The 25,291-nt window shown below is 51.9% G+C and carries 24 protein-coding genes; 12 read left to right on the top strand and 12 right to left on the bottom strand.

Annotation, left to right across the window (positions count from 1 at the left end; all coding sequences use genetic code 11):
• Positions 1 to 488: 488 nt before the first annotated feature.
• A complete protein-coding gene (locus tag JUF22_RS02515; protein WP_203639983.1) occupies positions 489 to 998 on the bottom strand; it encodes a C40 family peptidase in 510 nt (169 codons plus the stop codon).
• A 208-nt stretch (positions 999 to 1,206) separates the two neighbouring features.
• Between JUF22_RS02515 and JUF22_RS02510 the strand changes: the two genes are divergently transcribed.
• The 3 genes from JUF22_RS02510 to JUF22_RS02500 all read left to right on the top strand — a co-directional run bounded on the left by JUF22_RS02510 (position 1,207) and on the right by JUF22_RS02500 (position 3,813).
• Complete coding sequence (locus tag JUF22_RS02510; protein WP_203642961.1) at positions 1,207 to 1,680, top strand: MerR family transcriptional regulator; 474 nt, start codon at positions 1,207 to 1,209, stop codon at positions 1,678 to 1,680.
• Positions 1,681 to 1,837: 157 nt separating this feature from the next.
• Complete coding sequence (locus JUF22_RS02505) at positions 1,838 to 2,374, top strand: PadR family transcriptional regulator (protein WP_203642960.1); 537 nt, start codon at positions 1,838 to 1,840, stop codon at positions 2,372 to 2,374.
• A gap of 2 nt (positions 2,375 to 2,376) precedes the next feature.
• On the top strand, positions 2,377 to 3,813 hold the full coding sequence (locus JUF22_RS02500) for an MFS transporter (RefSeq protein WP_203642959.1): 1,437 nt from the start codon (positions 2,377 to 2,379) through the stop codon (positions 3,811 to 3,813).
• Positions 3,814 to 4,132: 319 nt separating this feature from the next.
• Here JUF22_RS02500 and JUF22_RS02495 read toward each other — a convergent pair whose 3' ends face one another.
• Together JUF22_RS02495 and JUF22_RS02490 are read right to left on the bottom strand one after the other, a co-directional pair.
• Positions 4,133 to 4,936 (bottom strand): SDR family oxidoreductase, encoded by an 804-nt coding sequence (locus JUF22_RS02495; protein WP_203642958.1) that lies wholly within the window; start codon positions 4,934 to 4,936, stop codon positions 4,133 to 4,135.
• Positions 4,937 to 5,386: 450 nt separating this feature from the next.
• The gene (locus tag JUF22_RS02490) at positions 5,387 to 8,203 is read right to left on the bottom strand and encodes an MMPL family transporter (RefSeq protein ID WP_203642957.1); all 2,817 of its coding nucleotides are present in this window, start codon (positions 8,201 to 8,203) and stop codon (positions 5,387 to 5,389) included.
• A gap of 202 nt (positions 8,204 to 8,405) precedes the next feature.
• On the opposite strand from JUF22_RS02490, the gene JUF22_RS02485 reads away from it, so the two are divergent.
• The 3 genes from JUF22_RS02485 to JUF22_RS02475 all read left to right on the top strand — a co-directional run bounded on the left by JUF22_RS02485 (position 8,406) and on the right by JUF22_RS02475 (position 11,692).
• Entirely contained in the window at positions 8,406 to 8,636 is a 231-nt protein-coding gene (locus JUF22_RS02485; RefSeq protein ID WP_203642956.1) for a hypothetical protein, read from the top strand.
• 605 nt (positions 8,637 to 9,241) lie between these two features.
• Positions 9,242 to 10,003, top strand: coding sequence for an acetoin reductase (locus tag JUF22_RS02480; RefSeq protein WP_125765910.1), 762 nt, complete (start codon positions 9,242 to 9,244; stop codon positions 10,001 to 10,003).
• Between the two features lie 711 nt (positions 10,004 to 10,714).
• Positions 10,715 to 11,692: a linear amide C-N hydrolase gene (locus tag JUF22_RS02475; RefSeq protein ID WP_203637532.1), complete on the top strand. Its 978-nt coding sequence runs from the start codon at positions 10,715 to 10,717 to the stop codon at positions 11,690 to 11,692.
• Here JUF22_RS02475 and JUF22_RS02470 read toward each other — a convergent pair.
• Positions 11,684 to 12,670 carry a YdcF family protein gene (locus JUF22_RS02470; protein WP_203642955.1) on the bottom strand — a complete coding sequence of 329 codons (987 nt, stop codon included), beginning with the start codon at positions 12,668 to 12,670 and terminating at the stop codon, positions 11,684 to 11,686. The genes JUF22_RS02475 and JUF22_RS02470 overlap by 9 nt on opposite strands.
• 114 nt (positions 12,671 to 12,784) lie before the next feature.
• Between JUF22_RS02470 and JUF22_RS02465 the strand changes: the two genes are divergently transcribed.
• Positions 12,785 to 13,411, top strand: a complete 627-nt coding sequence (locus JUF22_RS02465) for a glycoside hydrolase family 73 protein (RefSeq protein WP_203642953.1) — start codon at positions 12,785 to 12,787, stop codon at positions 13,409 to 13,411.
• A 767-nt stretch (positions 13,412 to 14,178) separates the two neighbouring features.
• Here the strand turns inward: JUF22_RS02465 and JUF22_RS02460 are convergent.
• On the bottom strand, positions 14,179 to 15,525 hold the full coding sequence (locus JUF22_RS02460) for a serine hydrolase domain-containing protein (protein WP_236000692.1): 1,347 nt from the start codon (positions 15,523 to 15,525) through the stop codon (positions 14,179 to 14,181).
• Positions 15,526 to 15,730: 205 nt separating this feature from the next.
• Here JUF22_RS02460 and JUF22_RS02455 point away from each other — a divergent pair, with 205 nt between their 5' ends.
• The 4 genes from JUF22_RS02455 (at position 15,731) to JUF22_RS02440 (ending at position 19,424) form a co-directional block, all read left to right on the top strand.
• Positions 15,731 to 16,510: a TerC family protein gene (locus JUF22_RS02455; RefSeq protein ID WP_203642951.1), complete on the top strand. Its 780-nt coding sequence runs from the start codon at positions 15,731 to 15,733 to the stop codon at positions 16,508 to 16,510.
• Positions 16,511 to 17,076: 566 nt separating this feature from the next.
• Positions 17,077 to 17,703: a MucBP domain-containing protein gene (locus tag JUF22_RS02450; protein WP_203642949.1), complete on the top strand. Its 627-nt coding sequence runs from the start codon at positions 17,077 to 17,079 to the stop codon at positions 17,701 to 17,703.
• A gap of 23 nt (positions 17,704 to 17,726) precedes the next feature.
• Positions 17,727 to 18,590 carry an NAD(P)-dependent oxidoreductase gene (locus JUF22_RS02445; RefSeq protein ID WP_203642947.1) on the top strand — a complete coding sequence of 288 codons (864 nt, stop codon included), beginning with the start codon at positions 17,727 to 17,729 and terminating at the stop codon, positions 18,588 to 18,590.
• 426 nt (positions 18,591 to 19,016) lie between these two features.
• On the top strand, positions 19,017 to 19,424 hold the full coding sequence (locus JUF22_RS02440) for a hypothetical protein (protein WP_203642946.1): 408 nt from the start codon (positions 19,017 to 19,019) through the stop codon (positions 19,422 to 19,424).
• Positions 19,425 to 19,589: 165 nt separating this feature from the next.
• Here JUF22_RS02440 and JUF22_RS02435 read toward each other — a convergent pair whose 3' ends face one another.
• From JUF22_RS02435 to JUF22_RS02425, 3 genes are all read right to left on the bottom strand, one after another.
• Complete coding sequence (locus JUF22_RS02435; protein WP_125765918.1) at positions 19,590 to 19,871, bottom strand: type II toxin-antitoxin system YafQ family toxin; 282 nt, start codon at positions 19,869 to 19,871, stop codon at positions 19,590 to 19,592.
• Positions 19,864 to 20,106 (bottom strand): type II toxin-antitoxin system RelB/DinJ family antitoxin, encoded by a 243-nt coding sequence (locus tag JUF22_RS02430; RefSeq protein WP_125765919.1) that lies wholly within the window; start codon positions 20,104 to 20,106, stop codon positions 19,864 to 19,866. The genes JUF22_RS02435 and JUF22_RS02430 overlap by 8 nt, the downstream gene beginning before the upstream one ends.
• A gap of 210 nt (positions 20,107 to 20,316) precedes the next feature.
• Entirely contained in the window at positions 20,317 to 20,649 is a 333-nt protein-coding gene (locus tag JUF22_RS02425; RefSeq protein ID WP_203642945.1) for a winged helix-turn-helix transcriptional regulator, read from the bottom strand.
• 142 nt (positions 20,650 to 20,791) lie between these two features.
• Between JUF22_RS02425 and JUF22_RS02420 the strand changes: the two genes are divergently transcribed.
• Complete coding sequence (locus JUF22_RS02420; protein WP_203642944.1) at positions 20,792 to 21,730, top strand: NADP-dependent oxidoreductase; 939 nt, start codon at positions 20,792 to 20,794, stop codon at positions 21,728 to 21,730.
• Positions 21,731 to 21,961: 231 nt separating this feature from the next.
• On the opposite strand, the gene JUF22_RS02415 is transcribed toward JUF22_RS02420, so the two are convergent.
• The 4 genes from JUF22_RS02415 to trpX are packed head-to-tail and all read right to left on the bottom strand — an operon-like array spanning position 21,962 to position 25,061.
• Entirely contained in the window at positions 21,962 to 22,393 is a 432-nt protein-coding gene (locus JUF22_RS02415; protein ID WP_203642943.1) for a GNAT family N-acetyltransferase, read from the bottom strand.
• A gap of 13 nt (positions 22,394 to 22,406) precedes the next feature.
• Positions 22,407 to 23,177: an ABC transporter ATP-binding protein gene (locus JUF22_RS02410; RefSeq protein WP_203642936.1), complete on the bottom strand. Its 771-nt coding sequence runs from the start codon at positions 23,175 to 23,177 to the stop codon at positions 22,407 to 22,409.
• Positions 23,170 to 24,069: an ABC transporter permease gene (locus JUF22_RS02405; RefSeq protein ID WP_203642928.1), complete on the bottom strand. Its 900-nt coding sequence runs from the start codon at positions 24,067 to 24,069 to the stop codon at positions 23,170 to 23,172. The genes JUF22_RS02410 and JUF22_RS02405 overlap by 8 nt, the downstream gene beginning before the upstream one ends.
• Positions 24,066 to 25,061 (bottom strand): tryptophan ABC transporter substrate-binding protein, encoded by a 996-nt coding sequence (gene trpX, locus JUF22_RS02400; protein WP_203637523.1) that lies wholly within the window; start codon positions 25,059 to 25,061, stop codon positions 24,066 to 24,068. The genes JUF22_RS02405 and trpX overlap by 4 nt, the downstream gene beginning before the upstream one ends.
• Between the last annotated feature and the right edge of the window lie 230 nt (positions 25,062 to 25,291).

Here is a 25,291-nt window from a genome sequence, read left to right as displayed (position 1 = left end):
AATTAGTAGCTAATTTGCTGCTTCTTCTTTTTTCCGGAGGATACCTTTGTCTGATGCCAAGGGGGCAGTTGAAAGGGGAAGAGAGTCGTGGTTCACTTATCTAGGGGTAAAAATTAGCCCTCACGTGTTTTGACGTGAAGGCCGAGGAATTTAGGGAGGTGGAAAGGGCATATAGGTTGGCAGTGCGTGTTGAGGGATTCAATTTCTACTATAGAGTAGGGGGAAAGCTGTTAATAAAGAAAAATGGCCCATGCTTCATCCCAAATGGATGAGAGCATGAGCCGGGAGTAAATCAAGATGATTCACCCCGAATGGCTGATATCATCTCGTAAGTGTTATGCCTATTTAATGAAGGAAAAGCAAGCAACACGGGGCAACTTAAAAACAAAAAACACGTTACCGCCGGCCAATTGCCAACGCGTAACGTGTCGAATTTAATTCGTTCAGTTGAATTCATGAGGAGAGTACTGAACGTTAGGTTTTAGGAATTAATCAGCATCAGTTGCACTAGAAGTAGCGTTGTTGCTGTTATCAGCAGTCGTTACCCGAGCGTAACCAACAGCGTGCCACCATGGAGCATGAACGGCTTCGCGAACGACACCGCGGTTTTGGGCATCGATCATCTTACCCTTACCAATGTACATCCCAACGTGGGAGATAGAGTAGGCACTACCACCAAAGAAGACCAAATCACCCTTCTTGATGTTCTTGTAGCTGACGTGCTTGTAAGCATTGTATTGGGCTTGTGCAGTCCGTGGCAATGTTACGCTAGCACCCTTCTTGTAAATGTAACCCGTAAAGCCAGAGCAATCAAAGGCAGTTGGGCCAGTGGCACCGTAAACGTAACTAGCACCTAAGTGAGCCTTGGCAACCTTGTAGATAGACGTGAAGTCGCTCTTAGTAGCGGCTGAAGCAGACGTCGTAGAACCGGCGTTAAAAGCAAAGAATCCAACGAAAACCAATGCGCTTGCTGCAATTGTTTTAATAAATTTCTTCATCCTAATAAACACCCCTCATGAATTTTACAAGTACAAGGATACCAATGTAATATGACAAACATGTAACAAGCCAGTTGCAGGGCTGTTAAATGTCTTAAACAAAACATTACTTTTAACCAGAAAGTTGTAATTGGGGTGCGGAATTTGCTATTATCTAACATAATTGGTAACTTAGTTTACATAAGCGTCAAGGGGAGGAGAAGCACACATGGCACAATTTACGAACGAAGCCCGGCATTTCTTTGATGTTCGTCGGTTAGTTTTCCGTATCGGGGAGTTGGCTTCAATGACGGACGTTTCTGCCCGGCAGCTCCGGTACTGGGAGAAGAAGGAACTGATCAGCTCACAGGAACGTACGGATGGCCAGCAGGCCCGGGTCTACACGTTTAAGACCTTCATTCAGGTGTCACTGATTAAGTATTTCATGGACGAGGGGTTCACGTTAGCGGCGGCAGCCCAGAAGGCTGATGCCCGCCAAAACCGAATGGCGTACATTCACCATTTCATTTCAAGCGGACTACAGGGGTTCGCCAAGGTCGATGACCAACTGGCCATTAATCTCGGAGCCTTTGATGCCGAGCAAACGCTGATGGCTCTAGTGCCGGATGGCGATGGGCCCATCACTTACAAGCTCTTACCGAACGCGGAGGCCCAGCAGATGACGCGGGCCGAAGCCGAGTAGCGTGGTGTCACAATTTTGTAACAGTAAGCAGGTCCAGGGCGGATTGCCTTGGGCCTTTTTAGGTGGTTAAGCGCTTTGTGACAGATTTGTCATAAACCACCGTTGAATGTATCTGCCAGATATACTATACTTAGTCAGCGGAAAGGAAGCGACCCCTTTGTACGAATTATTTGTGCTCGGCCAACTCATGGACCAAGAGATGGCGGGGTATCAACTACGTCAGGCGCTCAAGTCAGTGGTGGGGCAGGAACAGACCGTCAGCTATGGCGTCCTGTACCCCTTACTCGAGCGGCTCAGCCAGGCGGGGGACATCACCCTGACCACGGTGGAAACCAGTCAGCGACCCAAGAAAGTGGCGACCCTCACCTCGCAGGGCCGCAGCCATTTTCAAACATTGATCCTGGCACCGGTGACCGTCAACAAGCAGTCTCAGCTGGTCTTTCAAATCAAGTGCAATTTTTTACATTTATTAAGTGTGACCGATCAACGGACCGTGTTACAGGATTTTCAAAGCTTTACGCAGTTTCAATTAGATAACCTGCGAGAAATGAACGACTACCTGACGACACGACCGCGAATGGTGCCGACCGACGTGGCCGATGCACTTCAGGTCAATCAGCTACAAAAAGGACGCGCCCAGGCCCAGGCCGACTGGATCACCGCCCGCCTCGCGCGTTTAGATAAGGGAGAATGAACATGCAACCGAAAAACTTTGCGGACGACCCGCAGATTCAAGCACACCGCTGGTGGATTCTCGTCGCGGTCTGCCTCTTTACCTTCATGTCGACGCTGGACGGCAGTATCGTCAACATTGCCTTACCCGTCGTGAGCAAGGACCTACACATCCCGATGAACCAGGCGGAGTGGGTGGTGTCCATCTACCTGATTGCCATCTGTGCGCTCCTGCTGATCTTTGGCAAGCTCGGCGATACCCGGGGCAAGATTCGCATTTTTAAAATGGGTTCCGTCCTGTTTATCCTGGGGTCACTGTTGTGTGGCTTCAGTGCCGGGCTGACCTTTCTGCTGGTGGCCCGCGCGATTCAAGCGATTGGCGCGGCCATGACCATGGCGACCAACAACGGCATCATCACCGAAGTCTTCCCGTTCAGTGAACGGGGCCGGGCACTCGGGATGATTGGCTCGTTCGTCGCGCTGGGCAGTATTGCGGGGCCCGGCATCGGTGGCCTGATTCTGGCGCACCTCCACTGGGGCTACATCTTCTGGATCAACGTGCCCGTCGGCATTATCGCCTGGTTCATCGGCCAACGCATCCTGCCCAAGGACGTGACCGTGACCCACACGCCCATTGATAAGGCGGGGGGAAGCTTATTCGCCTTCATCATGGTCAGCCTGTTTGCCGGCGTCTTTATCGGCCAGGAGATTGGCTTTGCTCAACCGCTGATTCTCGGCCTGTTCGCGGTCGCCATCGTGGCCATCGTGGTCTTTGTTCGACTCGAACTGCGGGTAGCCGACCCGATTCTGGCCTTGAAATTATTTACCAATAAGCGTTTCAGCATCAGTATCCTCTGTGCCTTCCTCATCTTCGTAGCCAACTTCTTCTTCAACGTGATTTCGCCGTTCTACCTGGAAAATGCCCGGGGATTGGCCGCCAACTACGCGGGGTACGCGCTGATGACGTTCCCCATCGTGCAGGTCGTCGTCGCGCCGATTGCCGGGGCCGTCTCGGATAAAATCGGCCCGGAGCTGTTAACGTTTATCGGTCTGGTTCTGATTTCCATCAGCCAGGTCGGGTACATGCTGGCGACTCTTCGGACACCGTTGTGGATCTTCATGTTCTTCATCGGTCTGGTGGGACTGGGTAACGGGATTTTCATGTCGCCCAACAACTCAATCGTCATGAGTTCTGTGCCGGTACAAAACCTGGGAATCGCCGGGGGCATCAACGCTTTAGCCAGAGAGCTCGGGATGATCATCGGTATCTCCATCGCCACGACCGTCCTGTTCTCAGCGATGGGCCACTACGCCGGTCACCACGTCACGGCCTACCTGCCAGCCCATCCGGAAATCTTTATCGATGGGATGCGCGTCGCCTTCATGGTCTCGCTGGCCATTTGTTTGGTGGCGACGGTCATCACCGGGGTTCGTCTCTTCCATCGTCCCGCCAAAGCTTAAACGTCCTAAACCATGACGTCTGCGGCCTCTGGGGACGCCGCCACCTGTGGGGAACGCTTGCGGCCTGAGGGGCGGTCCGCAAGCTCGGTTTGAAGCCGGGAAGGGCACCGTCTCCAAACACGTCCCATGCTGTAAGTCCGGGGAAAATCGCCCGGTCTAACACCATCGACACAGGTGGCTCTGTCCCCAGCTGCCCCCCGGCTCACGATTTGCGGTGGGTGTTTAAGTTTGGTGGTAGTGGGTTCGTTAACTAAATTGAACAAATAAATAGTCCGTTCGACAACTGTTTCTGGTAGTTGTCGAGCGGACTATTTTCATACTAAGCGTGAAGCAGTTTGTGTTTCTTCAAGAAGGCGGTCATGGTTTGTTGGCCCCAGATGTGGGTCACTTGCCGGGGGACCAGGTGCATTGAGACGCGCATGAATTTGGTAAAGCCGGCGTCGATTTGTGGTTTGTTTTTCTGCATGCCCTTGATGCCCGCGTTGACTAATTGTGTAGTGGTGGAGCTGGCAAATTTATCCAGGAAGGTCTTGTCGTATTGCTGGGTCAGGTTCGTGCCCGTCACCAGGGGTGGCAGGAGCTCAACGATGTGGATGTTGACGTGGTTGGCCTTGACCTGTTCGCGCAGGGCGTCCGTGTACATGTGAATCCCCGCCTTGGTTGCGGAGTAGATGGGTGAGTCGGCCGCGGACACCAGCGACAGCAGGGAACTGATGTTGACGAGCATGGCCTCAGGTTGCCGACTGAGCAGGGGGAGTAACGATTTCGTTACATAGATAATCCCGTTCAGATTAGTCGTGACCTCGGACGTGAGGTCGGTCAAAGCAATTTCTGGGTCAAATAAGTCATACTGCCGCATAATACCAGCGGAGTTGATGATCAGATTCAAATCGGGGTAGTCCCGTTCAAGTTGATTCGTTAGCGCCGTTACATCAGCTGTCTGACTAATATCGGCCCGAATGGCTTCTAGCCCAGGGTGCAGGGAGAGCACATTATCGATCTTAGCCTGGTTCCGCCCGACAACGATGACGCGATTGCCCATGTCCAAGAGCCGGAGCGCAAAGGCCAAGCCAATTCCAGAAGTCCCACCAGTAATCATAATTGTATTGTTTGTTAATTTCATATTTTTGCCAACCTTATTTGTTTTATTTTGTAAGATGAGTATAGATGAAGAAGTTACAAAAATCAAATAAAGTTACTTAACTTTAGAAATTGGTCACAGATTAGGTGGTGACATGGATCATTAATGGAAGTGTCTACGAACGGAACAGAGAGGAAGAATAGGCAGGAATCAACAACCTAAGTACTGGTTGGGATACAACGTTAGCCGGAGGAGGACAGAGATGGAGGTAGCTGTGTCGACGGTGTTAGCTGAGTGTTTTCTCAGCTTACAGCGTGGGACGTGTTTGGAGACCGGTGGGTTCTCGGGCTTCAAACCGAGCCGGAGGACCGTTTCTCAGGCCGCAGGCGTTCCCCACAGACGCCGGAATCTCTGGCAGCCGCAGGCGAATGATGATAGCCCAACCAAAAAAGCCACCGACCTGTTTGGGGTTGGTGGCTTGCATGTATCTAATTAATCTTTCTTCGAATCGTCAGGCGTTGTCGTTGGCTTGGCATCTGCCTTGCTAGACTTGGCTGACTTCATTGGCCGGTCCGCCCGCTTTTGCCGCTTCTTGCGGTGTGGCGCGTGGAACTCGTGTGGCTTCTGTGCTGGGAGAATCACGGACAACTTCCCGAAGGAGGATGCCATGATTGGCAGCGTCAGGTTGAAGATGATTGCCGTTAAGATGGTAATCAAGGTCACAGCGGTCAACGTTTGTGATTCAGCGACCAACAGGCCTAAGACCCCGGCAATGATGATGAACAGGGAGTGGCGCATGGTTTGGCCGACTTCGTTAATGCCTGGGAGTAACCAGTCAAGCAGTGGGGCGTCGTTTAGCCGGTAGCTCAAGGCTAACTGGGTCAATTCAACGACGGCCAATACGGTGACGGGCACGAAGGCTAACAGTGGCACTTGCCAGTTGAAATCGCCGTCGCCAGTCAACCACTTCATTAAGAGGTGGGTCAACTGGTAACTAGCAGCGGTCGAGGCCAGGAAGGTCAAGAACCAGTAAGTGGCTTGCAGGATGGACCGACTGAAGATGATCAGGAGTAATAACGTAATCCCGAAGACCAGGAGTAAGACCCGTGGTAAGTCGTGTTGGTACTGGTTTTGAATCGTGGCGGTCGTGGCTGGTTGGCCAGCGAAGGTCAACGTGGACCCTTCCATAATCGTGCCGCGTAATTGGGCGGTAGCGACTTGCTTCAGTTGGGTCAACGTCTTGGCCGTATCGTTGGCGTTTGGCGCGTTTTTCAAGGTAATGGTCAGGTAAGTGGCTTTGACCTTTTCATCGGTGAAGTTGGTCAAGGATTGTTGGAAGTCACCACTAGAGATTTGAGTAGGGGACAGGTACAAGGCCTTGGCTGCTTCGGATGATTGCAGGCCACTCAGGTACAGGTACATCTTGTTTAAGGACTTCTGCATGGTGATGACTTGCTTACGCGAATCATTCAGGCTGGTGTTGACGGCCTTGATGGTTTCGGCGTAGTTACTCATGTTGGAGTGAGCGGCACTGGCGTCCGTGTTGGTGGTGCTGACGTCACTGGACAGCGTGCTTAAGGTAGCAATCGCTGAGTTCAGTTGCGAGTTCACGGCGTTCAATTGGTTGATGTAGCGGGTAACCTTCTTGGACGTGCTGCTGGTGCTACTTGCGCTCGACTTGCTTTGGGCAGCTTGCAGGGAACTTTGCAGCGCGCTGCTGTCGCTGACTAAGCTAGTGGTTTGCGTTGAGAGTTGTTGCAGGCGTTTGATTTCAGCCTTCAACGTCTTCTGTTTCAGGTTGGCACTGTCTGATTTCAAATCGTTGCGGACAGTCCCGAGTTGACCAACCACGCCGGTCAATTCGTTGGTTAACGAGTTGAGTTGGGTTGACGCATAGTACTGCGTGATGGGTTGACCACCTGGTTGGGTAACGGACGTGACGCTGGCGACACCCGGTTGGGCCCGCAGCTTCTTCGTTAAGTTATCCAGCTGGAAGAGTTGGTTTTGGTTATCAAGACGTTTGTTCGTTTGAACATAGAGGGTCAATGGGGTTGCTTTCCCTTGACCAAAGTGGGCACTTAAGACCCGAGCACCCTGCACGGCTTGGTTATTTGGAATATCCGTTGAATTATCATAGTTGAGTTGGTTGCGGTAGCTGTAAGCAAATGGACCGACCAAGTAGAGGACGACCAAAATGGCAATCCATGGCTGCCAGAGGCCGAAACGGGCGAGGCTGTGCCATAACTTGTGATCCTTGAGCTTTGGCCGCGTCTTCTTTGGCCAGAAGAGGCTGGTTCCCAGCATACCGGCGAAGACGGGAATCAAGGTGACGCTGGCAATCCCGGTGATGGCAAAGCCAATCCCGAGGAGGCCGTACGCCCGAATGGTGGAGAAGTCAAAGAGCATGAGGCTACCAAAGGCCAATGTCAGGCTCAGGGTACTGATAAGAATCCGGTAACCCAGGTCCTGAATGACTTTGCTAGTGGCTTCTTGACTCTCCATGCCGTCATCCACGTGGTTGCGCAGTTCCCGGAAGAACCAGAAGCTGGTCAGCAAGGTGAAGAGGCTGATTCCCAGTAAGAGGAAGATCGGTGTGTACTCGGAGTACGCGAAATTCCAGTGATAAGCCAGGTTAGTCGCCAAACTAAGCGTTGAAATATAACTGATTAAAATGGCTAGGAACGTAATGATTGGGGCGATGATGGATGCGAATAAAATCCCCATGGCGACTAAGGCAATCAGTAACGTCATTAAAATCACGATTAACGTGAAGGACGAAATGTGCTCGTTCGCGGCGTCACTAACGATTTCCGGGCTGGTCACATACGTGTTGAGGCCGAGCGTAGAAATTTGACTGGTGAGTTGCCCAGTAATTTGACGAACTGTTCCTTGGTTGTGGCTGACCGCGAGTTGAACAACCTCGGTCGACTTATCCTTGGAATACAGTTGCGGTTTGCTGGTTGGCGTGTTGGTCATTGTGGTGATCTTTTGAATCCCATAATAACTTGACCGTTTTTGCAAATTGGCTACGGTCTTATTGACCGCTGCTAATTGCTTATTGGTGAGCGCGCCGCCCGGGTTGTTGAAAACCGCGTTGACGGTGTACGTCCCGTTTAAGTTGCGCCCCCAAGTATTTTGAATCTGGGTTGCTTTAACGGGTTGACTCGTATTCGCCAATTGTGGTTGACCATCATATTGAATAATGGTATTGACATTCGGCAAGGTGACAATGGCCGCAAAAACCACGATTAACCAGAATACGAGTGCAAAAATTCGGTTGTGGTGAAGCTTTCTAATCCGTTCTTGCATAAGTAGTCTGAGTCCTCTCTATGTATCCAATCTCCCGCCGTGCAAGCAGGGTATAATCCATACTCAATTTTACCATAATGACCGGGCTTCGGGCCTTTTTAAGACGGATTTAACAAAGTTTAAGAAACTCTTTAGTTGCTTTAAATTCTTAAAGGGGTAAGGTTAGAAACACTTGTATCACCCAATAAGGGAGGGAACTTCAATGGCTAAGCATCATCGGGCCTACCAAAGCCCATTTGCAAAAATGTTAACTGACCAACGTTACCCGTTTGCGACGGAATTAGCCGCGCAGGCCGGGTTAGATCCTAGTCAAGTCATGTTCGCCTATCTGAAAATTACGGCGAGTGTGGCGGATAGTTTGGGGAGTGAGGCGCGGTTGAAGGAAATTGATCGGCGCTTCCAGTCCTTCCTAACCGACGCTTCGCAAGCCTAAGCGGGTGTTTCTTAGCCCGCCACCTGCGGTAGAGGGGTACTTCACCCCTGTGGGGAACGCCTGCAGCCTGGGAAGCGGGCTTCCGGCTCGCCTTTGAGCCTCGAAAAGCACGAGTCTCAAAGGTCGTCCCGTTTCGTAAGCCGGGAAGGAACCCCGACTAACGAAACCGACACAGGGGTTCCGTACCCCTCTACCTCCGGTTCTGGGCGTCAACAGCCGCTAGGGCTTGCTGCTATGTTTTCCGTTGTGTGGTTATGTCTAGTGAGGCAGTCGGTTTATTTCGGTTGAACGTTTGCTATTCAATGGAGATACTGATGGCAAGAATTTACGCTTGTGAGTTTGTGGTTGGTAAGTAAAAATGGCTATTCCTTCATGCAATTATTTGTCATCAATGAGGGGATATGCTTGATATGGCGGTGGTTGTTGGTCGATTCGTGACTGAGACCGCCGCTTTTGTTTGTGAAATAAATTGAAGCGCTTACATTTATATGCTTTAATTAAGATGTTCGGAAAACAATTAGTCTTTAATTTAACGTCGTCCGGGAGGCGGGGCTGGATTCGCTGGTTATTTTCGAAAAAATCAGATTAGAAGGAGTGTTTTGCGTATGACAAGAGTTGCGATTGTTACCGGTGGTGGCCAAGGTATTGGTGAAGGTATCGTTAAACAATTAGTTGCCGATGGCTTACAAGTTGCCGTGGCTGATTTGAACAAGGAACATGCTGAAGCCGTTGCCGCTGAAGTGGGCAATGGTGCCAAGGGCTACTTCGTTGACGTTTCCAAGAAGCAAGCCATGTTTGACCTGGTTAAGAACGTCGTTGCCGACATGGGCCACCTGGACGTGATGGTCAACAACGCTGGGATTGCCAAGATCGACCCCGTCATTGAAACCTCTGAAGAAGATTTGGACCAAATTTTAGACGTGAACATCAAGGGTGCTTTCTTTGGGATTCAAGCCGCTGCTGAACAATTCAAGGCCCAAGGAACTGGCGGGAAGATCATCAGTGCTTCCTCAATCGCCGGCCATGAAGGCTTTGAAATGTTGGGTGCTTACTCCGCAACGAAATTCGCTGTTCGTGGCTTGACGCAAGCCGCTGCCAAGGAATTGGCGAAGGACCAAATCACGGTCAACGCTTACTGCCCTGGTATCGTGCTCACCCCAATGTGGGATGAAATCGACCAACGCATGGCAAAAATCTACAACGTTCCTGAAGGCGAAACCTTACAGAAGAACATTGATAGCATTGCCTTAGGCCGTGGCGAACAACCAGCCGATGTCGCTAACCTGGTTTCCTTCTTAGCCGACAAGAAGTCCGATTACATTACCGGCCAAGCCATTATTGTTGATGGTGGGATTAATTTCGCTTAAAATAGAATAACTGCATAAAGCTATCGGTCATCGCTAATTGCGGTGGCCGATTTTTGTTTTTGGCTTGGTCGTTGGGTGGTCGCTCCCGGCGGCAATCCTTGCTCCCGCTGCTGTGGAGACCGACTGCGGCCTGAGGGGCGGTCCTCCGTCTCGCCTTGAAGCTGAAAAGTCCATCTTCAAGGTCGTCCCATGGCCTAGGCCGGCAAAGAACGCCGGCCAACGCCATCGACACAGCTGCGTCCGCAAGGTTGCCTCTGGTCGCTGACAACGGCCAAGCCAAACCGACTGGCTGTGTGCCGGTGTTAATGGCAGTTAGCAGATGTCGTTGCGGGTATGAAGCGGACAACGTAAAGTCCACCAGACCGGGTGAGCACGTGCAGTTGAGAGTTTTACAGCAACAAGTTTAGACAATTAATTAACCAAAGCAAAAACGCGTGCGGTACCTCATAGGTATCGGCACGCGATAAAATTTCAGTTGGATTTCCCGGTTGGAACCGGAGGTAGACTGGTACGGAACCCCTGTGACAGTGGCGTTAGCTGAGTGATTTTTCTCAGCTTACACCACGGGACGTCTTTGAGACTCGTGATCTTCGAGGCTCAAAGGCGAGCCGGAAGACCGCTTTCCAGGCTGGAGGCGGTGGAGCTACCAGACTACCGCAGGCGGAAACCGGGAAAACCAACCCCAGACAATTTTTAAGGAGGCTGACACCTGTGTGTACCAGCATATTACAGATTGCGAAAGACGGCAGCCACATCCTAGCCCGCACCATGGATTGGCACGCCCTATACGTCCAACCCCTGTTCGTGCCCCGCAATTTCCAGTGGCAGGGCCTATACGACAACGAAGTTCACACCAACCGCTACGCCATGATCGGCGGTGGGGGCGCGCACGACCATGAAATTGACGTGTCCGATGGCGTCAATGAAATGGGCTTGAGCGTACAAAAATTGACGTTTGCCAACGGGTCACACCTCGTGGAAACGCCAACGCCGGGCCAGGTTCATCTGGCTCCGTATGAATTTTCATTTTATTTATTGGGGCACTACGCCTCGGTCGCCGATATTGAAGCCCACATCGACGAGATTCAATTGATGACGAATCGCTTTGCCGTGAACGACATTGGCGACTCCGAATTACATTTTGCTGTGGTCGACCGCACCGGCCGGACCGTGGTCATCGAACCCACGCATTTTCCCATGAAGGTGCGCGAGAATCCCTTGGGCGTCGTCACCAACAGCAAGGACTTCGAGCTTCAGCTGGAACGGTTGGGCCAATACGTGAACTATACCGACGACTTTGACGCCGGCACCGTCCCATTGAACGCGCCCCGAGTGACGACCGGCCGCTTCTCCGGTAAGCCCGTGCCGAGTGGATCCTTCACACCGGGTGGCCGCTTCGTGCGCGCCGCTTACTACAAGGAACGCGCCGATTTGCCGGACAACGAGGACGAGGCCATTATCAGCGCCTGGCACTTGCTGGACAGCGTGACCGTGCCGCGCAGCTCCAAGTATCGGCCGACGTACTCGGTCTACCGCGCCGCCACCGTTTGCGAATCGCTGACGTACTACTTCCAGCCGTATAACCGCTTGGACACGGTTCAGTTGCGCTTGACGCCGGAAATGTTGACGTGGACCAAGCCCAAGTATTACAACGTGCCCAATCAGCTCAGCGTGACCGCGTTAAATTAGGAACCACAGAATATTGGCCGCAACCATGCCAATCAAGACGCCACGGTGGAGGCGGGGATGCAGCATGATAATCGCCAGAAATTCTCGCGCCCACGCCGCTGGCAAATAGCCCCACCGGGTCGGGGCCGGGTAACCGCCACACCGAATGCCGAGCTGACTAGCCAGGTGTTCGGCCCTGAACAGGTGATAGTTGTTGGTCACGATGACGACGCGGCCGCCTTGCTGGGGCAGCTTCGTCCATAATCGTTGACTATAAAGCAGATTGGTAAAGGTACTCGTGGCCCGCGTTTCCTGAACAATCTGGTCGCTGGGCCAATCGTGGGCCTCTAAATAGGCCGCCATCGCTGCGGCTTCCGAAATTGTTTCGTCCGGTCCCTGGCCTCCGCTAACTAGGAGGGTCACGGGGCCTTTTTGGCGTCTAGCAAGGGCTAGGGCCGTATCCAATCGACTGCCCAACACGCGGCCAATTTCATGGCCGTTGCGCAGGCCCGCGCCGAGAATCAGAATCGTATCCGCTCGCCGGGCCCGCCAAACGTTTGCCCGCAGGTTGCCGACTAGACTGGCACCGTAGAGCACGCCCAGGTAAGCGCTGAAGGCGGGGATGAAGGTCACCCACGGCCACCAGCTTTCACCAAAGTGGCCACTGGCCAGCCGGAAGCCCCAGCCCACGCCGAGAATCAGACAGAGCCAAATGCCAGCTAGGAGCCCGTAAGTCAGGCGTTCCTTTTTGCGAACGACTAGGTGGGGCGCATTTAGAATCAGTAATAAACTGAAGAGACCGACCACGCCGATGATGGTGATCAGACCCCAACCGAGGTGGGCGACCAGCTGCCAGCCGGGATGGTGAGAGAAGCTGGCGAAGAGAATAATCAGCCCGCCGCTGATGCAGGTCATCACCGCGGAACTGAGGCCGTGGGGTTGCCAGAAGGTTAGTAAGACGGCTAATAAAATTAAAATGACACTCACAGTAAGCAGCATCCGCGCGGCTCCTTTCGTAAAGGTTAAGTTTTTTTGAGACTTTCTGAATTTAGCAGTTCCTTAAACTTTTCTCGGTATAATTGAGTCTATTATAACGGAAACGAGGGGATTCTGGTGGCAAAACGACGGAGAAAAAAACGAAAATCAACGACTAACCCCGCCATGGCTACCTGGATCTTTGTCCTGATCCTGTTGGTGCTGGGTGGCGGCCTGTTAATGCGGGGTAAAATCAAGACGGTCATGCAGGCGACGCACGTCGAGCAGACCAGCTACAGTGCCGGCAACACCGGTGAAACGGCGACGCAACAGAAATTCATCAAGAAGATTGCAGCCCCGGCCGTACGCGTGTACCAGCAAAATGGTCAGGTCTTGCCCAGCATCGTGATTGCCCAGGCCATTCTGGAATCGAGCTGGGGGACGTCCGCGCTGTTTGTCCAGGCCAACAACCCGTTTGGGGTGAAGGGCAGTTATCAGGGCAAGACCAAGTCGTTTCCCACGACCGAATATGTTAATGGTAAAAAGATCAAGATCCACGCTGATTTCCGGGACTATCCTAGTTTGACCGCGGCGATTCTGGATCATGATGCCTTGTTGAAGGAGAGTTATTTCAAGCAGACTGTGACGGATTACCGGACGGCGGCGAAGTTGCTGCAGAGCAACGGGTACGCCACGGATCCGGATTACGCCAAGAAACTCGACAATGTCATCGCCACCTACAACCTGAATCAGTACGACACTTAACGGGCTTGGTTGGTTGTGTTGTTGCCGCGCCTCCGGGCTGGTGAAAACTGGGCCTGGTCGCGTCCGTTCCCGACGGCGCGCTCAAGGTGCCCTGCTGTGGGACCGGTTCCAGCCTGAGAAGCGGGCTTCCACCTCAACTTTGAGCCTGGGGAGCGGTCTCAAAGGTTGTCCCATGGGCTAGGCTGGGAAAATACCCCAGCCAAGACCATCGACACAGCCGGTCACCTTGGCGCGCCTCTGGTCACTCCCACGACCGGCCCAATTTTCCCAGCCCTGCGGCTAAGACTGGTTTAGCCCATTAGGTGTGTGCTGGCTCTGTTGTGGTGGGCTGACTTGTCGGCTGGCTGGCATAGTCGTTCCTGACGGCGTTGATTGTCGTGATAGAGACAGTCGATTTGACTCTTAGTGAGCTATCCTCGAATCTGAACATAACTGAATAAAAGATTGAAAAAAATCCCCGCCACCAACGTCCAAGTAGGACTGCTGATGACGGGGATTCTTAGTACAGTCAAACAGATACAGTTTAGTCGTGACCACGAAACTCACGTGGTTGTTGCCTAACGGATCCGGAGGTAATCAAGACCGAACCCTGTGTCGGTGGTGTTAGTCGTCGCTTTTGACGGCTTACAGCACGGGACGAGCTTGGAAACTCGCGGTCTTGGCGAGGTTTCAAGTCGAGGCGGAAGCCAGAACCTCAGGCTGGAGCCGGTCCCCACAGGGTGAAGGGCTTGAATTACCGCAGGCGCAGTGTCAGCGACCGAACCAAGTTAGTTTTCGTTGTAGTAACGCGCGAGATCGTAGAGGGTCTTGGCCAACGTATCGATGGACTTGGTTGGCTTCTGGTTGGCGAATAAGACGACACCCTTCTTGTTCCCCTCGGAGCCGTAGTAAATGGTTTCGTAACCGGAACCGGTCAGGGCACCACGGACGCGCTTGATGCCGCCATTATAGTGGTAAAGCCCGCCGGCGTAGTTTAGTTTGTAATCGTTAGCTAAGTCGTAGTATTGGTTCTTGGTCAAAATTTTACCGTTACGCAGGCCCTTTTGGATCTTGTAGTAATCCGATGGGGTCGAGTAGTAGTTACCGGCTCCCAACAGCGAGGACATCAGCTTTTGTGAGACGCCATTGGCGACGCTGTTGCCATTACTATAGCTGTAACCGTTGGCCACGACACTGTCTTTAGGCAGGCTGTCCCAGGCGTAGGTGTGCTGCAGGTTCAGTGGCTTGATGATCCGGCTTTGCACCAGGTTATCGTAACTTTGGCCGGTGACCTTGGACGCAATCGCTGCGAGCAGGGTGTAGTTGGCGTTGGTGTAGTTGAAGTTTTGTCCACCGGTACTCTTGAGCTGGCTGAGCGTGTAGTTCAGTTCGGCTGCCTGGGTGCTCAACACGCTGTCGGGCGTGCTTTCGTCCATGTCGATGCCGGAACGGTGGTTCAGCAGTTGCCGGAGGGTAATGCTACCGCTACCGGAAACGCTGGGGTAGTATTTGCTGAGTTTATCGGTTAAGGAAAGCTTGTTGCTGGCCGCCAATTGTTCAATGATGGCCCCCGTCATGACCTTTTGTAGCGAGGCGATGGGAAAGAGGGTCGTTGCGCTGTTGGCGGACTTGCTGGTGGTATCGGCGTTACCGACACTGACCAGGCTGGCCCCGGTCGCGTAGTGGTTGAACAGCATGGCACTTCCTTGGAAGTGGGCGTTGTTTAGTAACGCGGCCGCATTTTGCGAACGGCTGTACTTTTGCAGGGCGTTTTGATTGACCCAGCCAATCGTTTTGCCATACCAAGCGAATTTCACGTAGGTCGTCCCGTTCGAGAGCTTGGCCGTCTGTGTGACCTTGACGAAGCGGTGTTGCCAATTCTTTCCGCTAGCGTCGCGGGTCTTAGCCGAGCGCTGCGTGTAGTACGGTGCGTAATAATAAATGCCGTCGTTGCGGCTCGCCTGATTCGTGAACCGCGCGTTGTAGCTGACATTTTGTTTGCTAGTGATTTGCAGGTAGCTTTTGGCATCCGCCGAAGTGGCAGGTAACAAAGCCCCAACAACCAAAAGCGTCCCCAAGATTAACCATAATTTCTTCACAATCATCATCCATTTCCCCTTAGTTGTAAGTCCCATGGTACCGCTGGATAGTTGCGAAGAGGTAACAAGATTGTCACTTTTCAGTAACATTTTCAACGATTTATTTTATAAACAGGTTAAGATACTTAACCAAGGCATTAAAAGAGTATGGGGTGAAGCAACTTAATGGGTCGCAACTTTTAGGGGAGTGTGGTAAACTTAGCCCCAATATAAAATTAGTTATGAGGAGCTGAACCCAGCATTGTTACATTTTCTTGGCCAACTCTATGGGCCATTCTTTGATTTACACAACTGGGAAACGGTGATTACGTCCGGCAACGACTGGCTGATCATCTTTTCACTGGTCTTAATTGAATGTCTATTGTCGGTGGATAACGCAGTCGTGTTAGCCGCCCAAACGCAGTCACTGCCCACCCGTGAACAACAGGAAAAGTCGTTATTTTACGGGATCTGGGGCGCGTACCTCTTCCGGTTCATCATCATTGGACTAGGAACGTACCTGATTAATTTCTGGGAAATCAAGGTCATCGGGGCACTCTACTTGGTCTTTCTGGTGTTTCAATACTTCAGTAAAACCCGGGTTAAACATACCCGCAAACTGGTCAAGGACAAGAAACGCCGCTTCCTACCGTTATTCTGGTCGGTGGTCATGCAGATTGAAATGATGGATATTATTTTCTCCGTGGACTCCGTGCTGGCGTCCTTAGCCATTTCCAACAACCCAGTCATTGTCTTGATTGGGGGACTGATTGGCATTCTGGCCATGCGGGGTGTCGCCGAAGTTATCATGAAATTAATGCGGCGGATTCCCGAGCTGGAGCCAATGGCGTACATCCTGATTGGGATTATTGCCCTGAAGCTGTTCGTCTCGATTCCCGCTATCGACATTGAAATTCCCGCCACGCTGTTTGGGATTGTCGTGCTGGGAGCCATCGTGATTACGTTGTTGATTCACGTGATCCGCAAGCGGCGTCAACCACGAGCCAAGACTGAAAAAGCCTCAAAACAAACTGAATCTTAATGCCAAGGCCGCGGACAGAAAATGTTCGCGGCCTTTTTGTAGTGCCCAGCTGGAGAAATGGGTATACTAAAGATATGTTTAGTTCTTGTTCAATTGAAGGTTAGGTTCTTTAGGGGGATGGGATAATTCTGTTTACCGATTGTAGGTTCAGCTGTTAGTGAAGACTGTGTGGTTGGTCGTTTTAGCATGGCTAGTCAGTAGAAGCTGAATCAATAAAAGAAAACAGAATAGTGAACGAAATATCATTACGGGTTAAATCACTGTCAGCCGCAGGGCTGGTGAAAATGAACAATGTGGTCAATGTAAGTGACCAGAGGCGGGCCAAAGCGCCCAGCTGTGTCGATGGTCTTAACTGAGTGATTTTCTCAGTTTAGAGCATGGGGCAACCTTTGAGACCGTTCCTCAGGCTCAAAGTTGAGGTGGAAGCCCGCTTCACAGGCTGGAACCGACCCCACAGCAGGGCACTTTGAGCCCGCCGTCGGGAACGAACGACACCACGTTCTGGCTCATTTTCACCCAGCCCGGAGGCGTAAACAGAGTCGAACTCGTAAAATGGAGATGAAGGTATGCGGACCTGGTGGCAGCGTTTCAATTGGTTAATCCTAGTGAGTATCCTGCTAGGCGTCGGCGGCACAATGACCCGTGCGCAGGCGGCAACAACGACGGGCAAGGTGCTCGTCACGTATAAGGTGGCGGACGGCACTATTTTGGCGCGAAAAACCTTGACGGGGCCGGTGGGACAGCACTACCGGACAACGTATAAGAATGCGCAAATAGATTCCCGGCAGTATTCGTGGAACAAAAAGCAACCGAAAAAGTTTCAGGGTAAATTTACCAAAAAGACGATTCACGTGCAGTACAAGTTTCTATCGGCACTGGCTTTCTTTCGGCTATGGGGCAAAAACTCGCTTCAGTTAACCAATATTCAGATGAACGGGAACCATCAGATTTTTGATGTGTCCACCAGCCTGAAGGGGTCCGGATACATTCAGGCGATTAACTTTTCTAAGGGGAAGGTCACGGTCAATGGCCGGCGCCTGACGCGGGGTAAAACCTATCACGGCAAGATTGGTGGGACGACGTTTAAAACGTTGCTAGTGTCTCGCAAACAGGTGCGCGCCACATATTTGGTAAAGAACAAGCTGCACACTTTTCAGTTCACGGCGAGCTCGTGGAAATGGATTAATCAGTAAGTGACAATCAGGAGGTAACGCTTATGCAAATTGGGTTTATTGGGACCGGCGTCATGGGCACCGGCATTATCTTGAATCTCTTGAAAGCGGGGCAAACGGTCGTGGTCTACAATCGGACCAAGGCGCACGCCGAAACCGTCTTGACTGCTGGGGCCACCTGGGCCGAGACACCCGAAGACGTGGCGGCACAATCGCAGCTGGTCATGACCATGGTCGGCTATCCCAGCGACGTCGAAGAGGTGTACACTGGTGAGCACGGCATCTTTGCTGGCATCCAAGCCGGTAGTACGGTCGTGGACATGACGACCAGTACCCCAGCGCTGGCGGTAAAACTAACGCAGCTGGCGCACGACCACGACGTTCAAGCGTTAGACGCCCCCGTTTCCGGTGGGGATGTTGGGGCCAAGAACGCCACGCTGACGGTGATGGTCGGTGGCGATAAGGCCGCGTATGATCAGGTCTTGCCGGTCTTTCAACAATTAGGCCAACGGGTCAACTACTTCGGCGGTGCCGGTAAGGGTCAGCACACCAAGATGGCCAACCAAATCATGATTGCCGGTACCATGACCGGACTGACGGAAATGTTGGTCTACGCCAAGGCCGCCGAGCTGGACTTGCCGCAGGTCTTGGCCACGCTGAGCAGTGGTGGCGCCGACAACTGGAGCATGGACAATTACGTGCCCCGTATTTTGAAGGGTGACTACACGCCGGGGTTCTTCGCCAAGCATTTCTTGAAGGATCTGCGGATTGCCTTGCAGGAAGCGGACCGGATGGGGCTGGACTTGCCGGCTACCACGCAGGCTAAGCTGTTGTATGAGGCGATGGTGGACGACTTCGGCTTAGGCAACGACGGCACCCAGGGCTTAATCAAGACTTACGAGAAATAAGGGTTGAACTTGTGTGCTTGGCAGCGCCTCCGGGCTGGTGAAAATGGGCCGTGGCGCTGTGGGCGCACGTCTGGAGCCGAAAGGCGGTCTCCAGACTTACTTTGAGCCTCATAGACCGAGTCTCAAAGATAGCAGTTGCCTAGGCGGGAAACCCGCTAAGGCAACTCCCACGGCTGAGCCCATTTTCACCAGCCCTGCGGCTGACACAGGTTTAGCCCTAATTCCGTCGTTGACTGGGGATTGTGCCCTGTAAGCCGGTGAGGGTTGGTGGTTGTCTACTTAGTTAGTCGCCCTGACAGCTGGTTAACTTCAATAAAATAATGAATCGAGGTCGCCGTCATTGGCGGCCTTTTTGCGGTCATGGATTGTCCAGCTGGCCGTCCGGTGGTATCTTTAAGCTATATAGAAATAGAGGAGAAATAGTTGATGGTTAAATCATATTTAAAGGGAATTGTTCCCTGTCTCTTTTGGTTCGTCCTGTTTAGTGTGCCGGTCACCCATGGAGCTCCGCATCTCACTTTTTCGTGGTGGACCGTGTATGCGGTTCTGAGCTATGGCGTCTGTTTTCCGCATGCTTACCGCATCATGAAGCAGTTTTCTCGCAAGAATAAGGGACCACAGATTCAGCGGCCGCGGGGCGATGCTGAAGAGGAGGCCTTACGTGATGGGGCTAGTTATGCCAACACCGGGCGTTTTGGCACGGCCCGCGTTGGGGATGCCGCTGGCAAGGAGAGCTGGCTGACCAGCTGGGGGACGGATTTTGTATTGCGGTTGTTTGTGATTGTTGCGGCACCGGTGATTGTTGCGGTTGAAGCGATGTGGCAACGCAAGTAACGAGATTTCACTGAAATTGAAAAGGCCGTGTGACAGGAATTTCGTCACATGGCCTTTTGGGTTTAATCTTTTAGCAATATTGATCAGCACACAGCAACTACCTTACCACGAAAACCAGTCTGATATTCTGTAAAGTAGGATTCACGTACTTTACGTGGAGCGTTTTTACTTGAACAGATCTGCGTGACTCCCAGTATCGATGAAGCGGATAAAGCTACCATCATATTTATAAATAAGTAGCCAGTCGGGTTTGATGTGCAATTCCCGTTCAGGTTTACGATTGACTAGAGGGTGGTCGTTATAACGTGGTTCTAATACGTCATCATTAATTAATGCATAGAAAACATTTTCGAAATCGGGTTTGTGGTAACGACCGCCCCGAAGCAGATTTTGATAGTGCTTTTTGAATTTTTTCTCAAAGGCTGGTTTATACGGCTGTTTAGTCATTTAACCAATCCAGCCCTTTCTTTGGATCATCAAATTCAATGTAATCTTGACTGTTTATTGCTTCTGTCAGACGTGGAGTGGGTTGGGCGACCTCAAAAGGAATACCGCCAACTTCAATCGACTTTTTTGCAAAGATACGAAATGCTTCAGCGGGAGTCAACCCCACTCGATGCATGACGGCTTCTAAGTCTTCCTTGTCCTTTTTATCCATTCGAAAATGTACTTGGGAAGTCATTTTATCACCTCTGGTTGGATGGTACCATCTAGTACCAAAGATAACAACTGATTTGCACAGTAATTTACAAAAAAAATGGCCCAGCTGGTTGGGTGCCTCGGCATTCATTCCAGCTAGACCGATTTAGTTAAGTTACAGCGTCTTCTTCAACGTCACCACTAATTATTGTTGCCGGTTAACCAGTCTAGTCCTTCTTGAGAGCCAGCGAATTTACTGGAGCTCTTGATAGTCTGTCGTCCACTTCTCCAGTGCAGTCAACACCGGAATAAATCCTTGGCCAACTTCAGTTAGAGAATATTCTACTTTAGGTGGAACTTGTTTGTAGACTTCCCGATGGACAATCTTGTATTCTTCCAGCAAACGCAACTGCTTAGTGAGTGAGGCCTGCGTTACGTTTGGTAATTTTCGTTGTAGTTCGCCAAAGCGCAAGACCCCTTGACTGAGAAAATATAGGATGACCAAAGTCCATTTGCCACGAAGAATTTTTTGTGACGGTGCTATGGGACACTGTGCAAGGGTGGCTGCTTCATTTTCAACTTTCATCGTTGTTCTCCTTAGGATACTTTTTGATAGTATCTATTCTTTTATTGCGTACTTGTTTTAACTAGGGTACATCTTATAATAAGCATATTGAAATTGAAAGCGCAATGGAACTGATTTTTAATCAAGTGAGGAGTGGCGAGTAATGAAAGAAATACTTTTGCGTGAATATGGCTCTGTCGATGGTTTGTTTGAAGTCGATACTGCTATGCCAACGATTGCAGCAGATGAGGTGCTGGTCAAGTTAGTTGCCACCGGCGTTAATGATGTGGATGTGGTTATCCGTAAGAATGGTTTCCCGGCAACGGTGCAAAACCAAGCCGCCTTGCCACATTCTTTGGGTACTGATTTTTCAGGAATCATCACGCAGACGGGCAGTCAGGTCACCAAGTTTGTGGTCGGGGACCACGTCGTTGGATTGAACACATTGGCTACCTACGCTGAATATGTTGCTATTAATGAAAATGCGCTGATTAGTAAAGTACCACAAGACCTGGATCTGGTGCCACTAGGTGGCTTGCTAGGAACGGCACTTCCTGCTTGGAGCGCTGTGGTGCTTGAAGGTAAGGTGCAGGCCAACCAAAAGGTACTGATTCATGGTGGTGCTGGTGGCGTCGGTAGTATGGCGATTCAGTTTGCTAAGGCCGCCGGTGCCTACGTGATTACGACGGCAGCGGCTAAGGATGAAGACTATGTGACAGCTTTAGGGGCAGACCAGTTTATTGATTATCGGCATGAAGATTTTGGGAAAATTGTCAAGGATGTCGATTTGGTAGTCCACCTCGTTGATAAGGCAACTCAAGATAGAAGTTATTCGGTCATTAAGCCAGGTGGAAAGCTACTGTCGCCAGCCGTGGTCCCTGATCAAGAACTGGCCAAGAAATATAACGTGGAGGCCAAGTTTATTTGGGGAGATGTCAGCGAAGAAACACGTTCGTCGGTTGTTGATCTGTATGCGCATAATCAGCTAGACATCCACGTGAATCAAATCTATCCATTCACGTTGGCAGGCGTTAAGATAGCACAGAGCGATTTTGAAAAGGGACCCAATCGTGGCAAACGAATCATCAAGTTTAGTGATTAATTAACTGGTGAAAAGTTCTGGGAAAGTCTAAAAATGCGTTATGTAATAGAATCAAATAGGAGAAACCACTAAAAGATAAGTGGTTTCTCCTATTTGGATTGAAAGCTGACTTAAATGATAATTGGTCGTTATCTGTTGGGAATAAGCATACGATAATTTGTCTATTTAATATTAGTCCCCACAGCAGGTCAGCTTGAGCCCACCGCCGGGAACGAACGGCAAACGTACAGGTTACAGCGTCTTCTTCAACGTTACCACTGGGGCGCCGTCCTCTTCGAAGGGCTCACCGACCACGTGGTAGCCGCAACGTTCGTAGAAACTTTTGGCGGTGAGCTCGCCGTCAATCAGACCGCTGGTGAAGCCGTGGGCCTTGGCCCAATTCTCACCGGCCTGCAGGACCTGGCTACCGATGCCTTGGCCGCGCAATGCCTGACTGGTGCAGACCCGACCGAAGCGCATTTCTGTTGTCGATTGGGGTTCCAGCCGCAACGTGCCGACCGGCAGTTCTGGCCGTTGGTAGGCAACCACGTAGAGTCGGTCCGGCGTGTCGCGGTCGTCAAACTCGACGTCGCGGGGAATGCCGCGTTCGGTGACGAAGGTGGCTTGCCGCAAGGACAGGGCAGCGGCGCGGTTGAAGGGTGCATTTGAAATGACGATTTCCATAAAAGGGGACCTCCTATTCAATCTCGGCGAAGAAGCTGTAGAGCTTTTCACTGGTCAGGGCTTGCTTATCGGCGCCGGCTACGTCGTAGGTGACCTTGCCGTGGTGCAGGACAATCAAGCGGTTGCCGTACGTCAGGGCGTCTTCCATATGGTGGGTGATCATCAAGCAGGTCAACTTATCCTGGGAGACCCGTTCATTGGTTAAATGCATTAAATCCTGACCGGTCCGGGGATCGAGAGCCGCCGTGTGTTCGTCCAGCAGTAAGATTTCCGGGCGTTTTAGCGTGGCCATCAGGAAACTAAGCGCTTGGCGTTGCCCACCGGAGAGGTTCCCGGTCGCCGTGGTCAGGCGGTCGTCCAGGCCGTTGTGCATGGTGACCGTCAATTCCTTGTAGTGGGCCATGTGGTGGTTCAGCCCCCGGGGCAACAAGCCGCGGCGTTGTCCGCGCCGTTCGGCCAGTAACAGGTTTTCGGCGACCGTCATCCGGGGAGCAGTCCCCAGCTTAGGATCTTGGAAAACGCGGGCCAGGAAGCGGGTCCGTTTTTCCACGGATTCGTGGGCGATGTCCTTACCGTTCAGGAGAATCTGACCGCTATCGATACTGAGGTCGCCCCCAATAGCGTTGAACAGGGTGGATTTCCCCGCCCCGTTGGAGCCCAACACCGTGATAAAATCGCCGGCGTTGATGGTCAGGTTGAGCTTATTTAAAATCGTGATTTCTTCGGGCGTGTTGCGATTGACTTTTAACACGACATCCTTTAATTCCAGTAATGGTTTAGTCATTGGTATCCAACCCCCGTTTCACAAGGTGCTTGAAGTTCAACACGTTGTTGAAGACCGGCAGCATCATGCAGAGTGCCAGGATGATGGCGGAAATCAGGTTCAGGTCGTTGGCGCTGAAGCCCAACTTGAGGACCAGCAACAGGACGAACCGGTAGAGGATACTGCCGAGTGTGACCGCGACTAGCCGTTGGTTCAGGGTCAAATCGCCAAAGGCCACTTCCCCAATGATGATGGAGGCCAGCGCGATAACGATGATGCCGATCCCCATGTTGACGTCGGCGTACCCGTTGTTTTGGGCGACCAGCGCGCCGCCAAAGGCAATCAAGCCGTTGGAGACCATCAGGCCCATGATTTTCATGTTGTCGGTATTGATGCCGAGTGAGCGCGCCATGGTTTGGTTATCCCCGGTGGCGATGAACCCTTGGCCCAGATCCGTTTGCAGGAAGTAGATGACGATGGTCGTGATGATCACCATGATCAGGGTGCCCAGTACCACGCTGTCAAAGTATTGGGGCAGGGAGGCTAAGAAATGGTTCTTAAATAAGGTGGCCTTCCCCAGAAGGGAAACGTTGGCCCGGCCCATGATCCGCAGGTTAACGGAGTAACAGGCCGTCATGACCAGAATCCCGGCTAACAGAATGGGGATGTGCCCCTTGGTGTAGAGCAGCCCGGTGATCAGGCCGGCGAGGGCACCGATGACGAAAGCTAGCAACGTGGCGAGTAACGGGTTCATCCCGTTGGCAATGGCAGCGACGGCGGTGGCGGCACCCAGTGGGAACGTGCCTTCAACCGTCATATCAGCGAAATCTAAGATTCTAAAGGTCAGGAATAACCCGACCCCGAGGACGGCCCAGAGGAGGCCTTGTCCAATTGCGGAAACTGCTAAACTCATTTAAAAACCTCCCCGTGTGCTTTGGCTTCTTTAACAACGTCGGCGGGCAACGTGATGCCCAGCTTCTTGGCTTGTTTCAGGTTGACGGTCATTTCACCTTTTTTCTCGAAGTGAATGGGCGTGTCGGCCGGGTTCTTACCGTTTAAAATGGCGGCGGTCATCTTCCCGGTTTCAACCCCGAGCTTGTACTGGTTGATACTCAACGTGGCGAGCCCACCAGCCTTGACCATGGTATCGACGGCTGGGAAAACGGGGACCTTCTTGGCGTTGGCCGTGGAGACCAGCGTTTGCATGGCACTGGCCACCGTGTTGTCGGTCGGCACGTAAATGGCGTCGACCTGGCTGACCATCTGTTCAGCGACCTGGTTCAAATCGTTGGTGCTGGCGATGGAGTAGGCCTTGAGTTGGACGTGTTCCTTTTTGCAAAGAGCCTTGAATTGGTGATACTGGGCGGTAGCGGAGTCATCGGAGGAAGTGTAGATGATGCCCAGTGTCTTCATCTTAGGCATGATGCGTTGAATCAATTTGAGCTGGGCCTTCAGCGGTGCTTGGTCGGACACCCCGGTGACGTTGTTGCCAGGATGCGTGTTGCTCTTGACCAGGTCGGCGCCCATCGGATCGGTGATGGCCCCCAGCACGACGGGAATGTTCGAGCTGGCGTTGGCCAAGGCCTGTGCGGATGGCGTGGCAATCCCAATCATGGCGGCCGCCTTTTCGTTCACGAAGCGGGCACTCATGGTCTTCAGATTACTCTGATCATTTTGGGCGTTTTGAAAATCAATTTTGACGTTCTTGCCCACGGTGTAGCCTTCTTCGGCGAGCCCGTGGATGATGCCTTTGTGAATAGCGTCGAGGGCCGGGTGAGAAAGCAACTGGAGAATCCCAACCGTTGGGACTTCCTTCTTAGCAGCAGATTCGGGCTTGCTCTCCTGAACGAAGGCAAAGCCGAGAAAAATAAGTAAAATGGCAATGAGTCCATATAGACGTTTCATTTGGTTAACCTCACTTTAATGGTGGTTGGCAACGGTCGATTATACAAAAAAGAGCACCCAGACCGGCTGGGTACCCAAATAAAAAGGCCCGCAAAACCGGAATGATACATCCGTGCGGGCTTTTGCATAGAAAAGTTAGCCGGCGCAGATGCGAGAATCGCTCTGGGAGCTCAAGTCGCATCAACACTGATGACGACTTGATTACCGGCTTTGCCAACGTCCATTAAGTT

Source organism: Levilactobacillus lanxiensis (genome assembly GCF_016861655.1).
In the GTDB taxonomy this organism is placed as follows: Bacteria; Bacillota; Bacilli; order Lactobacillales; family Lactobacillaceae; genus Levilactobacillus; species Levilactobacillus lanxiensis.
The sequence above is the reverse complement of the archived record's forward strand: the minus strand, read 5'-3'. Positions and strand labels throughout refer to the sequence as shown.

Coding starts and splice junctions, on each gene's coding strand:
- JUF22_RS02515 (WP_203639983.1), bottom strand. CDS start 998: ATGAAGAAATTTATTAAAACAATTGCAGCAAGCGCATTGGTTTTCGTT.
- JUF22_RS02510 (WP_203642961.1), top strand. CDS start 1,207: ATGGCACAATTTACGAACGAAGCCCGGCATTTCTTTGATGTTCGTCGG.
- JUF22_RS02500 (WP_203642959.1), top strand. CDS start 2,377: ATGCAACCGAAAAACTTTGCGGACGACCCGCAGATTCAAGCACACCGC.
- JUF22_RS02495 (WP_203642958.1), bottom strand. CDS start 4,936: ATGAAATTAACAAACAATACAATTATGATTACTGGTGGGACTTCTGGA.
- JUF22_RS02490 (WP_203642957.1), bottom strand. CDS start 8,203: ATGCAAGAACGGATTAGAAAGCTTCACCACAACCGAATTTTTGCACTC.
- JUF22_RS02485 (WP_203642956.1), top strand. CDS start 8,406: ATGGCTAAGCATCATCGGGCCTACCAAAGCCCATTTGCAAAAATGTTA.
- JUF22_RS02480 (WP_125765910.1), top strand. CDS start 9,242: ATGACAAGAGTTGCGATTGTTACCGGTGGTGGCCAAGGTATTGGTGAA.
- JUF22_RS02470 (WP_203642955.1), bottom strand. CDS start 12,670: ATGCTGCTTACTGTGAGTGTCATTTTAATTTTATTAGCCGTCTTACTA.
- JUF22_RS02460 (WP_236000692.1), bottom strand. CDS start 15,525: ATGGGACTTACAACTAAGGGGAAATGGATGATGATTGTGAAGAAATTA.
- JUF22_RS02450 (WP_203642949.1), top strand. CDS start 17,077: ATGCGGACCTGGTGGCAGCGTTTCAATTGGTTAATCCTAGTGAGTATC.
- JUF22_RS02445 (WP_203642947.1), top strand. CDS start 17,727: ATGCAAATTGGGTTTATTGGGACCGGCGTCATGGGCACCGGCATTATC.
- JUF22_RS02440 (WP_203642946.1), top strand. CDS start 19,017: ATGGTTAAATCATATTTAAAGGGAATTGTTCCCTGTCTCTTTTGGTTC.
- JUF22_RS02435 (WP_125765918.1), bottom strand. CDS start 19,871: ATGACTAAACAGCCGTATAAACCAGCCTTTGAGAAAAAATTCAAAAAG.
- JUF22_RS02430 (WP_125765919.1), bottom strand. CDS start 20,106: ATGACTTCCCAAGTACATTTTCGAATGGATAAAAAGGACAAGGAAGAC.
- JUF22_RS02425 (WP_203642945.1), bottom strand. CDS start 20,649: ATGAAAGTTGAAAATGAAGCAGCCACCCTTGCACAGTGTCCCATAGCA.
- JUF22_RS02420 (WP_203642944.1), top strand. CDS start 20,792: ATGAAAGAAATACTTTTGCGTGAATATGGCTCTGTCGATGGTTTGTTT.
- JUF22_RS02415 (WP_203642943.1), bottom strand. CDS start 22,393: ATGGAAATCGTCATTTCAAATGCACCCTTCAACCGCGCCGCTGCCCTG.
- JUF22_RS02410 (WP_203642936.1), bottom strand. CDS start 23,177: ATGACTAAACCATTACTGGAATTAAAGGATGTCGTGTTAAAAGTCAAT.
- JUF22_RS02405 (WP_203642928.1), bottom strand. CDS start 24,069: ATGAGTTTAGCAGTTTCCGCAATTGGACAAGGCCTCCTCTGGGCCGTC.
- trpX (WP_203637523.1), bottom strand. CDS start 25,061: ATGAAACGTCTATATGGACTCATTGCCATTTTACTTATTTTTCTCGGC.